The sequence below is a fragment of the Streptomyces sp. NPDC044002 genome (genome assembly GCF_056434525.1).
Genome location: NZ_JBWKEZ010000117.1, coordinates 1 through 13,403, shown reverse-complemented (window position 1 = coordinate 13,403; position 13,403 = coordinate 1). Strand labels below are relative to the sequence as shown.

Here is a 13,403-nt window from a genome sequence, read left to right as displayed (position 1 = left end):
CGAAGGCGATCGCGTAGCGACGCGACCGAAGGGAGCGCCCTTGACAGGCCGGCACGACACGGAAGGACGATGGGACTGACGGGAAGCCCCCAACCCGCTCTGAGACCGCCCGAGGGGATCCCGCTCCCCCGGCCACCGGCCCGCAGACAAGGGGGCGGGTGGGCAAACACCGCCCCACCCCACGGGGTCGAGGGGGAGATAGCGGGCCCGCACCGCAAGCCGCGTACGCCCGCCAGTGCCTCAGCTCTCCGTGCGGTACATCAGGTCGATCTCGTGCGTCGCGAAGCCCAGGCCCTCGTACACCGCCAGGGCCGCCGGGTTGTCCGCGTCGACGTACAGCATCGCCGTCGGCAGGCCGGACTCCGCCAGGTGGTGCAGGCCGATGGCCGTGAGGGCCTTGCCCAGGCCGCCGCCCTGGGCACCCGGGCGGACGCCGACCACGTAGACCTCGCCCAGCTGCTCCTCGGCGTGGACCTTCGTCCAGTGGAAGCCGACCAGTTCGCCGTCCCGCTCCGCGAGGAAGAAGCCCTTGGCGTCGAACCACGGCTGCGCGATCCGGTCGTTCAGGTCCCGCTGCGTGAGCGCGCCCTGCTCCGGGTGGTGGGCGAAGGCGGCGGCGTTGGCGGCGAGCCAGGCGGTGTCGTCCTGCCCGGGGACGAAGGTGCGGACGGTCACGCCGGACGGGAGGACCGGCTCGGGCAGCGGGGCGGCGTCGGGGCCCAGGGGGCGGCGCAGCTGCCGGAGTTCGCGGAAGAGGGTGAGCCCGAGCACCTGGGCGAGGTGCCGGGCGGCGGACTTGCCGCCGTGCGCCCACACCCGGATCCGCTTGCCGGAGGCGTTCAGCAGGGCGGTGCCCAGGGCCCGGCCGTAGCCGCGGCCGCGGAGGGCGGGGTGGATGACGAGCTCGGCTGCGGGGGCCTCCACCGGGTCGGTGTCCTCCAGCTGCCCGTACCCGCACAGCCGCCCGCCGTCGGTGAGGAGGAAGTGCCGGATCCCCTCGCGCGGCCCGCCGCGCAGCTGGAGGCGGCCCTGTTCGGAGACGGCGGTGGTGCCGTCGGTGCGGGCCGCCTCTCCGATCAGGTCCAGTACGGAGTCGGCCTGCTCCTCCGTCAGCTCGTCGAGGATCTCAATCTGCCGTCCCGGCTCCAGGGCCGCTGCTGCGTCAGTCATGCTCCGAGCCTACGGCGCCACTGCCCGACGGCCGCGCGTAACCAGCTCGCAACCCGCTACCCCCTGTCGTAGCTACGCGCGTTGACCATAGGCTGCGGGCACCTCCCAAATGTTGTCTCGCTGTCCACAAAGGGGAATAAATGTCAGCGAAGCCACAACGGCCCCGTTCGGCCCGCCGGTTGACCCTCGGCGCTCTCGCCCTCACGGCGGGTGCCGGCGCGATGGTTGCCGCCGCACTGCCGGCCGGTGCCGCGAGTGGTGGCGGTACGCCTCCCAAGGGCCGCACCGTCGACGTACAGATGCTTTCGTTCAACGACTTCCACGGCACGCTGGAGCCCCCGCAGGGCTCGTCCGGCACCGTGAGCGAACGTCAGGCAGACGGCACCACCAAGGCAATACCCGCAGGTGGCGTCGAGTACCTCGCCACCAGCCTGCGCGAGGCCCGCAAGGGCCACGAGTACTCCGTCACGGCCGCGGCCGGTGACATGATCGGCGGCAGCCCGATGCTGTCCGGTCTCTTCCACGACGAGCCCACCGTCGAGGCGCTCAACAAGCTGAACCTCGACGTGTCGAGCGTCGGCAACCACGAGTTCGACGAGGGCAAGACCGAGCTGCGCCGGATGGCGTACGGCGGCTGTCACCCGACCGAAGGCTGTTTCGAGTACGGCAAGACCTTCACCGGGGCGCAGTTCAAGTACCTCGCCGCGAACGTGACGGACGAGAAGACCAAGCGTCCGCTGATGTCGCCCACCTTCATCTGGCAGAAGGGGGGCGTGAAGATCGGTTTCATCGGCGTCACCCTGGAGGGCACTCCGGACGTCGTCACCGCCGAGGGCGTCAAGGGCCTGAAGTTCGGCGACGAGGTCGAGACGATCAACAAGTACGCGGCCGAGCTGAACCGGCAGGGCGTGAAGTCGATCGTGGCGCTGATCCACGAGGGCGGTCTGCCCGCGAGCGGCGCGTACAACTACGACTGCGACGTGCCGGGCGCCGGCGCGGGCATCTCGGGTGCGATCGTCGACATCGCCAAGAACGTCGACCCGAAGGTCGACGCGCTGGTGACGGGCCACACGCACCAGGCGTACAGCTGCAACATCCCGGACCCGGCGGGCAACCCCCGTACGGTGACCTCGGCCGCCTCCTACGGCCGGCTGTTCACGGACACCACGCTCACCTACGACCGGGCGACGAAGGACATCGTCCGGACGCCGGTCCTGTCGCCGAAGCCGGTGAACAAGCTCGTCGGCCGTGAGCAGCCGAAGGCCGCGGACATGTCCGAGCTGATCACCCGCTGGAAGGCGCTCGCCGCGCCGGTGGCGAACCGTCCGATGGGCTACATCTCGGCCGACATCCCGGGCCGCGGTTCGGAGGCGCCGGAGAAGCCGCTCGGCGACCTGATCGCGGACGCGCAGCTGGAGGCCACGGCCGCGGCGGACAAGGGCGGCGCGCAGCTGGCCATCATGAACCCGGGCGGCATCCGTGCCGACCTGGCCTACAAGGCCGCGGGTGACGAGGGCGACGGTGTCGTGACGTACGGCGAGTCGTACACGGTCCAGCCGTTCAACAACCTGATGAACATCGTGGACCTGACCGGCGCGCAGCTGATCACGGCGCTCCAGCAGCAGGTGAGCGGTACGGTCAACGGCCCGAACCCGAAGATCCTGCAGGTCTCGAAGGGCTTCACGTACACCCTGGACATGACGAAGACGGGCGCGGACCGCGTCGTCGTGGACTCGGTGAAGCTGAACGGCGCGGCGATCGACCCCGCGAAGACCTACCGGGTCGTGATGAACGAGTTCCTCGCGGGCGGCGGTGACGGCTTCACCGTCCTGAAGGAGCACAAGAACAAGCTGGTGGGCGCGTCGGACCTGGACGCCTTCAACGCCTACCTGGCGAAGTCGACGGCGGCGGCCCCGATCGCCCCGCCGAAGGCGGACCGCATCACGGTCGTCAAGTAGCAGCGTCGAGCAGTACGTCCCCGAGGGGGCGGTGGGGCGGATCCGGCCCGCCGCCCCCTCGGGCTTTTGGCTAGAGGCCCGCCAGGAACTTGCCGACGGCCGCGTGGAAGCCCTCCGGGTCGGTGAAGGGCAGGAAGTGGTCGCCTTCCAGGGCCGTGTACGAGGTGCCCGGGCGCCCGCCGACCATCGCGTCGGCGACGTCCTGGGTGAGCACCGCGCTCTGGCGGCCGTGGACGAGCAGGGCGGGGCAGGTGCTCGCGGTCCAGGTGGCGCGGTGGTCGCCGGCGCAGGCGTGGATGGAGTCGAGCATGTCCTGCCCGTGGAAGGCCAGCCGCCAGCCGCCGCCCCCGGCGAGCGGGCGGACCCCGTCGGCGACGAAGGGCAGGGCGGCGGGGTCGACGGCGCCGAGGAGTTCCTCGCGGGTGGGGGCGGAGTAGGGCAGGGCGCCGAGGAAGTCGAACCACTGCGGGCCGGCCGGGATGTCGATGGCGACGGTGGCGTCGACGCCGATCAGGGCGCCGACCCGGTCGGGGTGGGCGGCGGCCAGGTGGTAGGCGTTGAGGCCGCCGAGGGAGTAGCCGAGGACGGCGACGGGCTCGGTGAGCCCGAGGTGGTCGAGGAGCGCGACGGCGTCGGCGACGTATCCCTCGCGGCGGTAGTGCGGGGCGCGGTCGGAGTCGCCGTGGCCGCGCTGGTCGGGGGCGATGACCCGCCACTCGTCGCCGAGGGCGGCGGCGAGGCCGGTGAAGGCGGCGGCTTCGGACATGCCGCCGTGGAGGGCGAGGAGCGGCCGGCCGGTGCCGCCGAAGTCCAGGTACGAGAGGGTGCGGCCGTCGATGCTCAGCGTGTCGCGCATGGTTCGTGTCTCCCCGTTTCCGTTGCCTGCGGTGGTTGCGGGCATCACTCTGCCAGTGTTTGGGCAAGCGCGCAATACGCATGTCTTGCGCGCTTGCCCTAGTCCCGGCCGAAGGGGCGCGGATACCATCCGGAGCATGGGAAATCGCGAGGACCTGCTGGCCGGCGCGCGCCGCTGCCTTGAGGAGAAGGGCTACTCGCGCACGACCGTGCGCGACATCGCCACGGCGGCACAGGTGAGCATGGCCGCGATCGGCTACCACTTCGGGTCCCGCGAGGCGCTGCTCAACCAGGCGCTGTTCGCCGCGATGGACGACTGGGCCGCCGGCTCCGGCCGGCTCGCGGGCCAGGGCGACACCCCGGCGGAGCGGTACTCAGACACGTGGGACCGCAAGATCCGCGACTTCCTCGACATGCGCTGGCTGTGGATCGCCAACATCGAGGCCTTCGTGCACGCCCAGTCCTCGCCCGAGCTGCTGGCGGTCCTGGCCGAGGGGCAGCGCCGCTCCCGGCGGATGGTGGCCGCGCACCTGGCCGGGGTGTCCGAGGAGGCGGTGACCGACGAGGACGTACGGGCCCTCGGGTCGGTGCACCTCGCGCTGCTGAGCGGGGTGATGGTGCAGGCCCTGACCGACCCCGGGCAGGCGCCGACGGGGGCCGAGCTCACCCAAGGGCTGCGCAGGATGGTGGAGTTGCTGGAGGATCCCGCACCTACCGACGGGTAGTAAACGCCGGTCCCGCACGCAATAATCCGGTCCCACCAGCGGGTCGGCGAAGGGGCGGGACATGGGCACGGGCACAGACACGGACAGAGGCACGCGTACGGGCACGGGTACTCGTACGGGCACGGGTACGCGTACGCGTACGGCCCCCGGCCGGCGGGCCTTCCTGGCCGGAACCGCGGCCGCCGGCGCGGGCGCGCTCCTCGGACTCGGCGCGGCGGCACCGGCTCACGCCGCCCCCGCCCCCGCGAGGACCCTCGGCACCCAGGACTGGATGGCCGGGCTCGCCGACTCCACCACCCTCCAGCGGATGACCATCCCCGGCACCCACGACTCCGGCGCGACCAAGGGCGGCCTCTACGTCGCCTGCCAGAACACCTCCATTGCCCAGCAGCTCGACTCCGGCATCCGCTTCCTCGACGTCCGCTGCCGGGTCACGGGCGGCTCGTTCGCCATCCACCACGGCTCGTTCTTCCAGGACCTGATGTTCGGCGACGTCCTCGCCGCCTGCCGGGACTTCCTCGCCGCGCACCCCTCCGAGACGGTCCTGATGCGCGTCAAGCAGGAGTACTCCGCCGAGTCCGACGCCGCCTTCCGCGCCGTCTTCGACGACTACCTCGACCACCGCGGCTGGCGCCCGCTCTTCCGGATCGCCGACACCCTGCCCGCCCTCGGGCAGGCCCGCGGCAGGGTCGTCCTCCTCGCCGACAACGCCGGCCTGCCGGGCCTGCGCTACGGCGACGGCGGCGTCTTCGACATCCAGGACGACTACAACACCGAGCCCTTCGCCAAGCGCGTCCGCATCGAGGACCACTTCCGCAAGGCGGTCCGGGAGCCCGGCAAGCTCTTCGTCAACTACGTCAGCACCGCCGCGTACATGCCCCCGCGCTGGAACTCCGACCGGCTGAACCCGCAGGTCCACGGCTTCGTCGACGGCTCCGAACTCACCGGCCGCACCGGCCTCGGCATCGTCCCGATGGACTTCCCGAACACCCGCTCCGGCCTGGTCGCCTCACTGCTGCGGCACAACTGACGGCTGCTCCGACGGCGGCGGCGTCGGCGCGCCCGGGATGCGCAGCACCGCCTCCGTGCCGCCCGCCCCGTCCGCGGCGGCGCGCAGCTCGGCGCTGCCGCCCGAGCGGGCCGCGGTCCGGGCCACGATGGACAGGCCCAGCCCGCTGCCGGGCAGGGCGCGGGCCGTCTCGGAGCGCCAGAACCGCTCGAAGACGTACGGGAGGTCCTCGGGCGGGATGCCCGGCCCGTGGTCGCGTACGGTCAGCTCGCCCGCGTGCAGCGAGACCTCGACGGCACCGCCCGGCGGGCTGAACTTCACGGCGTTGTCGAGCAGGTTGACCACCGCCCGCTCCAGCGCCGCCGCCTCGCCCCGTACGTACCAGGGCTCCAGGGCGGAGCCGAACCGCAGCTCGGGGCCGCGCAGCCGGGCCCGGGACAGCGCCGAGGCGGCGATGTCGTGCAGGGCCACCACCCCGAGCGGGGCGTGCGGGGCCGAGTCCGGGCGGGACAGCTCCTGGAGGTCCCCGATCAGCGCGGCGAGTTCCGTCATCTGCGCCTTGACCGAGGCGAGCAGCTCCCTGCGGTCCTCGGGCGGGATGGCCCGGCCGGTCTCCTCGCTGCGCGCGAGGAGCTCGATGTTGGTGCGCAGCGAGGTGAGGGGCGTACGCAGCTCGTGGCCGGCGTCCGCGATCAGCTGGGCCTGGCGTTCCTGGGAGGAGGCGAGCGCGGCGGTCATCGCGTTGAAGGACCGCGAGAGGCGGGCGATCTCGTCGTCGCCCTCGTCCGGGATGCGCACCGTCAGGTCCTCGGTGCGGGCGACGTGTTCGACGACTCCGGTGAGCTCGTCGACGGGCCGCAGCCCCGTACGGGCCACCCACAGGCCGGCCGCGCCCGCGCCGACGACCCCTATGCCGGAGACCAGGAGCAGTACCCAGGCCAGGGTGGACAGGGGCTTGTCGATGTCGGCGAGGGGCTTGGCGATGGAGATCCCGAAGGTCGGCCCGCCGGTGGTGAGGCGCCGGCCGATCGTGTAGACGCGCATCCGGTCGCCGTCGGCGGTGGTGGCGTCGTGCAGCCGGGCGGTGCTGCGGCCCGCCGCGACGTCCTTGTCGGTCTGGGTGACGGGCAGGTCGGTGCGCCCGCTCACCCAGCAGCGGCCGCCCTCGGCGGTGACGATCTGCACGGTGGCGTTCAGGTCCCCGGCGATGTCCATCTGGTTCTGGGGCGGGCGCAGCGTGCAGCCCTCACGCAGGGTGCGGAGCACCTGCTCGCTGGGGTCGGTGGCCATCAGGGACTGGTTCAGCTGCTGGTTCAGCTGCGCCCGCACCATCACCCAGGACGCCCCGGCCACCGCCGCGACGGCGACCGCGACCGCGACGGTGACCAGCAGCGCCAGCCGGGAGCGCAGCGGCAGGGCGCGGAACCGGGCGGCCGGACCCGTCATTCGGGCCCGCTCTCGCCGGCGCGCAGGACGTACCCGACCCCGCGCACGGTGTGCACGAGGCGCGGCTCGCCGGCCGCCTCGGTCTTGCGGCGCAGGTACATCACGTACACGTCGAGGGAGTTGGAGCTGGGTTCGAAGTCGAAGCCCCACACCGTCTTGAGGATCTGTTCGCGGGTCAGCACCTGGCGCGGGTGCGCGAGGAACATCTCCAGCAGGGTGAACTCCGTACGGGTCAGCTCCACCGGGCGCCCGCCCCGGGTGACCTCGCGGGTGGCGAGGTCCATGCGCAGGTCGCCGAAGGCGAGGGCGTCCCCGGCCGGTTCCGGGCCGGCGGCGGGGGCGGTGTAGGAGCTGCGGCGCAGCAGGGCGCGGACGCGGGCGAAGAGCTCGTCGAGTTCGAACGGCTTGACGAGGTAGTCGTCGGCGCCCGCGTCGAGGCCGGTGACGCGGTCGCCGACGGTGTCGCGGGCGGTCAGCATCAGCACCGGGGTGACGCTGCCGGAGGCGCGGAGCCGGCGGGCGGCCGTCAGGCCGTCCATCCGGGGCATCTGGATGTCGAGGACGATCAGGTCGGGGGCGTACGCGGCCGCCTGGTCGAGGGCGTCGAGCCCGTCGACGGCGGTCCGCACCTCGTACCCCTCGAAGGCGAGGCTGCGGCGCAGGGCCTCGCGCACGGCCGGTTCGTCGTCGACGACGAGGATGCGCTGCGGGTCGCCTTCGGCGGGATTCATGGTCGGGGTCCCCCAGGGGTGGTGGTCGGTGCGCGGGGCACGTCCCAGGGTGTCAGAAGGAGATGCCGAAGCCGTTGCCGCTGCTTTCGGAGCCGTTGTTCTGGCTGCTCCCGCCGCCACCGCTGCCGCCCTTGCGGAGGGAGTCGAGGTCGGCCTTGATCGTGTTGACCGGGATGGCGAAGCCGAGGCCGACGCTGCCGGCGCCGGCGCCGTCGCTGGAGGGGGAGTAGATCGCGGAGGGCATTCCCACGATCTCGCCGTTCATGTTCACGAGGGCGCCCCCGGAGTTGCCGGGGTTGAGGGAGGCGTCGGTCTGGATGGCCTTGTACGAGGTGGTCTCGGAGCCGGTGTCGCCGTTGAACTGCCGGCCGTCGTACGAGAAGGGCCAGCCGCCGCCGCGCTGCCGCTGCGGGTTCTGCTGCTGGCGGTTCTCGGACTTCGGCACGTTCACCTCGCGGTTCAGCGCCGAGACGATGCCGCTGGTGACGGTGCCGGTGAGGCGGTCGGGGGAGCCGATGGCGACGACCTGGTCGCCGACCTTGAGCCGGTCGGAGTCGCCGAGCTTGGCGGGCCTCAGGCCGCTGGCGCCCTGGAGCTTGATGAGGGCGAGGTCCTTGCCGGGGTCGGTCCCGACGGTCTTGGCGTTGTACTTCTTGCCGTCGCTCATCGTCACCTGGATCTCGGAGGCGCCGTTGATCACGTGGTTGTTGGTGGCGATCTCGCCGTCGGCGGTGAGCACGATGCCGGAGCCGGTGCCCTGGCCGGAGGCGGTGCGGGTGTCGATGCGGACGACGGACGGGCTGACCTGCTCGGAGACGCCGGAGACGGTGCCGTTGCTGGACTGCGAGACGTTGGTGCCGTTCACGCCGCCGACGACGGCGCCGGCCTGCCCGAGGAACTGCTGCACGGCGACGGCCGTTCCGCCGCCGACCACGGCCGCCGCGAGGGCGACGGCGGCGAGCAGCGCGACGGGCCGCTTGGCGCGGGCCGCGTGCGCGCGGCCGGCCGGGCCGGCGGCGGCCGCGGAGCCCCAGGCGTCCCACCCGCCACCGCCACCGCTTCCGCTGCCGCTGCTGCCGCCGTCGCCCGCCGGGACGGTCTCGCCCTGGATGACGGGCGGCTGGTGCGCCTCGTGCCACCCGGGAGCCGCGGCGGCCGCCGGCGGGTACGGGGGCGGCGGCGGATAGCCGGCGGCCCCGGCATCCCGCGCCAGCTGCTCGCGCCCCCGCTGCCAGTCGTCCCCGAAGGGCGCGTTCCGGGCCGGGCCGTTCTCCTGGGGGTACTCGCCTTCGCGGCGGAAGCTCTCGGTCATGCCTATGACTGTGTCCGCGCTACATGAGAGCTTCCTGAGTCCCGGCTGAGAAGCCCGACAGAACCGCGTATGCCCGAAATAAGGGCCTGGGCACCGCCCCTCCCCCGCGATAATCTGAACACGTTCAAATCGGTGGTGGCATCCGCTCGCGAACAAGGGGGACGACCATGCCCGCAACGGACGGGAAGGTGTCCCGGCAGGCTTCGAACTGGGCCGTGGCGGCCATGGCGGCAGCCCTCCTCGGCCTCGCCACTCCCTTCGCCCCGCTCGCCCTCCCGACGGGGCTGCTCGTCGTGCTCCCCCTCACCTCACGCAGCGCCCCGCTGCGGTTCTCCCTGATCTGCGCGGTCACGGGGAGCGTGCTGCTGGTGATCGCGACGGGCCTCACGGTGGTGGCCCCCGCCACGGACCCCGCGAGCACCTGCCGGATGCTCCTGCTCCTGCCGACCCCCCTGATGCTCCTGGCCGCCGCCTTCACCGCCCGCTACGAGAAGCCGGGCGCCCGCTGGCTCTGGGGCGTACTGGCCCTGCCGCTCGGCGCGGCTTCCGTGTGGGCACTGGCCCTGCTCGCCGGCCCGCACGTGCTGCGCGCGCTCCTGGGCCGCTAGGGGAGGACCCGGCCCGGCCGGGCGGCCGCCGGTCACCGGTCGCCGCCCCCGACCCTAGAAGCCATACGCCATTAACCGGGCATTCAGACGTGCTTGCGAGCCTCACGTCATGCAGCCCCGACTCCGCCTCACGGCAGACCCTTCCGACGCGCCTGTCCTGCCGCGTGCGCGGAAGAATGGAGTCATGAGCCACCAGCCCAGCGCAGGCCCCACCGAGGTCCCCGCACAGCACTCGTCTCACGCCCCCGCAACCGGAAACGGCACCGGCACCGGCACCGGCAAGAAGGCCGACGGCGACGGCGGCGCCAAGCCCCGCCTCGGCTCCATAGCCGCCCACCGGCCCCACGCCGCCCGCGTGACCGGCCACGTCGACCTCGATCCCGACCTCGACGCCGACCTGGACGCCTACGAGGACAAGGACGACACCGGCGAGCTCCCCGCCAACCGGTTCCTCGACCGGGAGCGCAGCTGGCTGGCCTTCAACGAGCGCGTGCTCGAACTCGCCGAGGACCCCGCGACCCCGCTGCTGGAGCGCGCCAACTTCCTGGCGATCTTCGCGAGCAACCTCGACGAGTTCTTCATGGTCCGCGTCGCCGGCCTCAAGCGCCGCATCGCGACCGGCGTCGCCACCCGTTCGGCCTCAGGCCTCCAGCCCCGTGAGGTGCTGGACCTGATCTGGACCCGCTCGCGCGAGCTCATGGCCCGGCACGCCGCGTGCTTCCAGCACGACATCGCCCCCCAGCTCGCCGAGGAGGGCATCCACCTCATCCGGTGGCCCGACCTCACCGAGAAGGAGCAGGCGCGCCTCTTCACCCTGTTCCGCAACCAGATCTTCCCGGTGCTCACCCCGCTGGCCGTGGACCCCGCGCACCCGTTCCCGTACATCTCCGGCCTCTCCCTCAACCTGGCCGTCGTCGTACGCAACCCCGTCAGCGGCCACCGCCACTTCGCCCGCGTCAAGGTGCCGCCGATCCTCTCCCGGTTCCTGGAGGCCTCCCCGCAGCGCTACGTCCCCCTGGAGGACGTCATCGCCGCGCACCTGGAGGAGCTGTTCCCCGGCATGGAGGTGCTCGCGCACCACATGTTCCGCGTGACCCGCAACGAAGACCTCGAAGTGGAAGAGGACGACGCCGAGAACCTCCTCCAGGCCCTGGAGAAGGAGCTCATGCGGCGCCGCTTCGGGCCGCCCGTGCGCCTGGAGGTCGAGGAGTCCATCGACCCGGGCGTCCTGGACCTCCTCGTGCAGGAGCTGAAGGTCAGCGCCGCCGAGGTGTACCCGCTGCCCGGCCCGCTCGACCTGACCGCCCTCTTCGGGATCGCCTCCCTGGACCGGCCCGAGCTGAAGTACCCGAAGTTCGTCGCCGGCACCCACCGGGACCTCGCCGAGGTGGAGTCCGCGTCCGCGCCCGACATCTTCGCCGCGCTGCGCGAGCGCGACGTCCTGCTGCACCACCCGTACGACAGCTTCTCCACCTCCGTGCAGGCCTTCCTGGAACAGGCCGCCGCGGACCCGGACGTCCTCGCGATCAAGCAGACGCTGTACCGCACCTCCGGCGACTCCCCCATCGTCGACGCGCTCATCGACGCCGCCGAGTCCGGCAAGCAGGTCCTCGTACTCGTCGAGATCAAGGCCCGTTTCGACGAACAGGCCAACATCAAGTGGGCGCGCAAGCTGGAGGAGTCCGGCTGCCACGTCGTCTACGGCCTCGTCGGCCTCAAGACCCACTGCAAGCTCTCCCTCGTCGTCCGCCAGGAGGGCGACACCCTGCGCCGCTACAGCCACGTCGGCACGGGCAACTACCACCCCAAGACCGCCCGCCTGTACGAGGACCTCGGCCTGCTCACCGCCGACCCGCAGGTCGGCGCGGACCTGTCCGACCTCTTCAACCGGCTGTCCGGCTACTCCCGCCGCGAGACCTACCGCCGGCTGCTGACCGCCCCCAAGTCCCTGCGCGACGGGCTGATCTCGCGCATCGACAAGGAGGCCGACCACCACCGGTCCGGCCGCCCGGCGTCGGTCCGGCTGAAGATGAACTCGATCGTCGACGAGGCCCTCATCGACTCCCTCTACCGGGCCTCCCGGGTGGGCGTGCCCATCGACATCTGGGTGCGCGGCATCTGCGCCGTGCGCCCCGGCGTCCCCGGCCTGTCGGAGAACATCCGGGTCCGTTCGATCCTCGGCCGCTTCCTGGAGCACTCCCGGGTCTTCGCCTTCGGCAACGGCGGCGAGCCCGAGGTGTGGATCGGCAGCGCCGACATGATGCACCGCAACCTCGACCGCCGCATCGAGGCGCTGGTCAGGGTCACCGACCCGGCCCACCGCGCGGCCCTGGACCGGATGCTGGAGACCGGCATGTCCGACGCCACCTCCTCCTGGCACCTGGGCCCGGACGGCGAATGGACCCGGCACAGCACCGACGCCGAAGGCCAGCCGCTGCGGCACGTACAGGAGATGCTCATAGACGCCCGGAGGCGCCGGCGTGGCTCTGCCAAACCATGACGACCTGACCGCAGGTGACGTGCTCGGCGTCTACCTGCGGTCCCAGGCCACCGCATTCCTGCGCGCGCTGCGCCTGCACGAAGCGGGCGCGGCGGGCGGCTCCGCCGCCGACGCGGCGGAGAGCGGCGAGGCGGCGTACGGGCTGCGGGGCGCGGCCCGCCGGATCGCCGGATCGCTGAGCACGTTCCGGGCGGTCACCGAGGCGCGCTGGGCGGACTCGCTGCGCACGGAGCTGGTCTGGCTGTCGGCCACGCTGGCCGACGAGCACGCGTACGCCGCCCGGCTGTCCCGGCTGATGGAGGCCCTGCAGCGGTTGTCGGACTCCCCCGACGCGTCCTCCGCGCGGGGCGGCGGGGCGGGCTCGTCGGGCGCGCTCACGGTGGGCTCGGCGCGGGCGGGCGCCCTGCTGGAGCGCCAGCTCACCCTGGCCCGGACACGCGCCCACTCCGCCACCCTCCAGGCCCTCGGATCGTCCCGCTTCCACGCGGTGGCGGACGCGGTGGCGGTGCTGGCCTCGGAGGTGCCGCTGGACGCGGTGGCGGCGCGGGGCCGGGTCGGGGACGTGCTGGAACCGCTGGCGGAGGTGACCGCCGCCCGGCTCTCGGGGGCCGTCTCCGCGCTTCCGGCCGCGCAGGGAACCCCGTACGCGGCGCACGAGGACGCCTCCTGGCACGAGGTGCGGCGGCTGCTGCGGGTGCACCGGTACGCGCGGGAGGTACTGGGCGGGGACGTGGCCCGGCTCTCGGCGGCGGGAGGGGCGCTGGACCTCCACCGCGACGCCTCGGAGGCCGCCACGGCCTCGGCGACGGCCGCCCGCACCCCGCGGATCGCCCCGGCGACGGCGTACGCGCTGGGCGTGCTGCACGCCGACCAGCGCCACGCGGTGGAGGCGGCCCGCCTCGCGTTCCACCACATCTGGCACCCGGCCCCGGCCGTCCCGTAGCCGCACCGCTGCGCGGGACCGGTGCCACGGGGCAGGGGCCGCCGCTGCGCGGGGCGAGGTCCCCTACCCGCCCTTCGCCCGTTCCCCGGGCTGCGCCCGGACCCCCTGGGGGGGGGGGGGGGGGGGGGGCGGGGCGGCGCGGCCAC

General features: G+C 72.9%; 11 protein-coding genes. 6 read left to right on the top strand and 5 right to left on the bottom strand.

Annotated elements, in window-relative coordinates:
* Positions 1-240: 240 nt before the first annotated feature.
* Positions 241-1,170, bottom strand: coding sequence for a mycothiol synthase (gene mshD, locus AC07A6_RS40185; protein ID WP_362457840.1), 930 nt, complete (start codon positions 1,168-1,170; stop codon positions 241-243).
* Positions 1,171-1,310: 140 nt separating this feature from the next.
* On the opposite strand from mshD, the gene AC07A6_RS40180 reads away from it, so the two are divergent.
* Positions 1,311-3,128: a bifunctional metallophosphatase/5'-nucleotidase gene (locus AC07A6_RS40180; RefSeq protein ID WP_362457843.1), complete on the top strand. Its 1,818-nt coding sequence runs from the start codon at positions 1,311-1,313 to the stop codon at positions 3,126-3,128.
* Between the two features lie 70 nt (positions 3,129-3,198).
* Here AC07A6_RS40180 and AC07A6_RS40175 read toward each other — a convergent pair whose 3' ends face one another.
* On the bottom strand, positions 3,199-3,984 hold the full coding sequence (locus AC07A6_RS40175; protein ID WP_386274935.1) for an alpha/beta fold hydrolase: 786 nt from the start codon (positions 3,982-3,984) through the stop codon (positions 3,199-3,201).
* Between the two features lie 136 nt (positions 3,985-4,120).
* Between AC07A6_RS40175 and AC07A6_RS40170 the strand changes: the two genes are divergently transcribed.
* Both AC07A6_RS40170 and AC07A6_RS40165 read left to right on the top strand, forming a co-directional pair.
* Positions 4,121-4,708 (top strand): TetR/AcrR family transcriptional regulator, encoded by a 588-nt coding sequence (locus AC07A6_RS40170; RefSeq protein WP_478780397.1) that lies wholly within the window; start codon positions 4,121-4,123, stop codon positions 4,706-4,708.
* A gap of 61 nt (positions 4,709-4,769) precedes the next feature.
* On the top strand, positions 4,770-5,738 hold the full coding sequence (locus tag AC07A6_RS40165) for a phosphatidylinositol-specific phospholipase C (RefSeq protein WP_478780396.1): 969 nt from the start codon (positions 4,770-4,772) through the stop codon (positions 5,736-5,738).
* On the opposite strand, the gene AC07A6_RS40160 is transcribed toward AC07A6_RS40165, so the two are convergent.
* The 3 genes from AC07A6_RS40160 to AC07A6_RS40150 are packed head-to-tail and all read right to left on the bottom strand — an operon-like array spanning position 5,718 to position 9,206.
* Complete coding sequence (locus AC07A6_RS40160; protein ID WP_362457855.1) at positions 5,718-7,163, bottom strand: sensor histidine kinase; 1,446 nt, start codon at positions 7,161-7,163, stop codon at positions 5,718-5,720. The two genes, AC07A6_RS40165 and AC07A6_RS40160, sit on opposite strands and share 21 nt — an antisense overlap.
* Positions 7,160-7,894 carry a response regulator transcription factor gene (locus AC07A6_RS40155; protein WP_362457857.1) on the bottom strand — a complete coding sequence of 245 codons (735 nt, stop codon included), beginning with the start codon at positions 7,892-7,894 and terminating at the stop codon, positions 7,160-7,162. The genes AC07A6_RS40160 and AC07A6_RS40155 overlap by 4 nt, the downstream gene beginning before the upstream one ends.
* A 52-nt stretch (positions 7,895-7,946) precedes the next feature.
* Positions 7,947-9,206: a S1C family serine protease gene (locus tag AC07A6_RS40150; RefSeq protein ID WP_478780395.1), complete on the bottom strand. Its 1,260-nt coding sequence runs from the start codon at positions 9,204-9,206 to the stop codon at positions 7,947-7,949.
* Between the two features lie 167 nt (positions 9,207-9,373).
* Between AC07A6_RS40150 and AC07A6_RS40145 the strand changes: the two genes are divergently transcribed.
* The 3 genes from AC07A6_RS40145 to AC07A6_RS40135 all read left to right on the top strand — a co-directional run bounded on the left by AC07A6_RS40145 (position 9,374) and on the right by AC07A6_RS40135 (position 13,257).
* Positions 9,374-9,814 carry a hypothetical protein gene (locus AC07A6_RS40145; protein WP_362457863.1) on the top strand — a complete coding sequence of 147 codons (441 nt, stop codon included), beginning with the start codon at positions 9,374-9,376 and terminating at the stop codon, positions 9,812-9,814.
* A 184-nt stretch (positions 9,815-9,998) separates the two neighbouring features.
* On the top strand, positions 9,999-12,314 hold the full coding sequence (locus AC07A6_RS40140; RefSeq protein ID WP_362457866.1) for an RNA degradosome polyphosphate kinase: 2,316 nt from the start codon (positions 9,999-10,001) through the stop codon (positions 12,312-12,314).
* A complete protein-coding gene (locus tag AC07A6_RS40135; RefSeq protein ID WP_478780394.1) occupies positions 12,295-13,257 on the top strand; it encodes a CHAD domain-containing protein in 963 nt (320 codons plus the stop codon). Before AC07A6_RS40140 ends, AC07A6_RS40135 begins: the two co-directional genes overlap by 20 nt.
* The last annotated feature ends 146 nt before the right edge of the window (positions 13,258-13,403 follow it).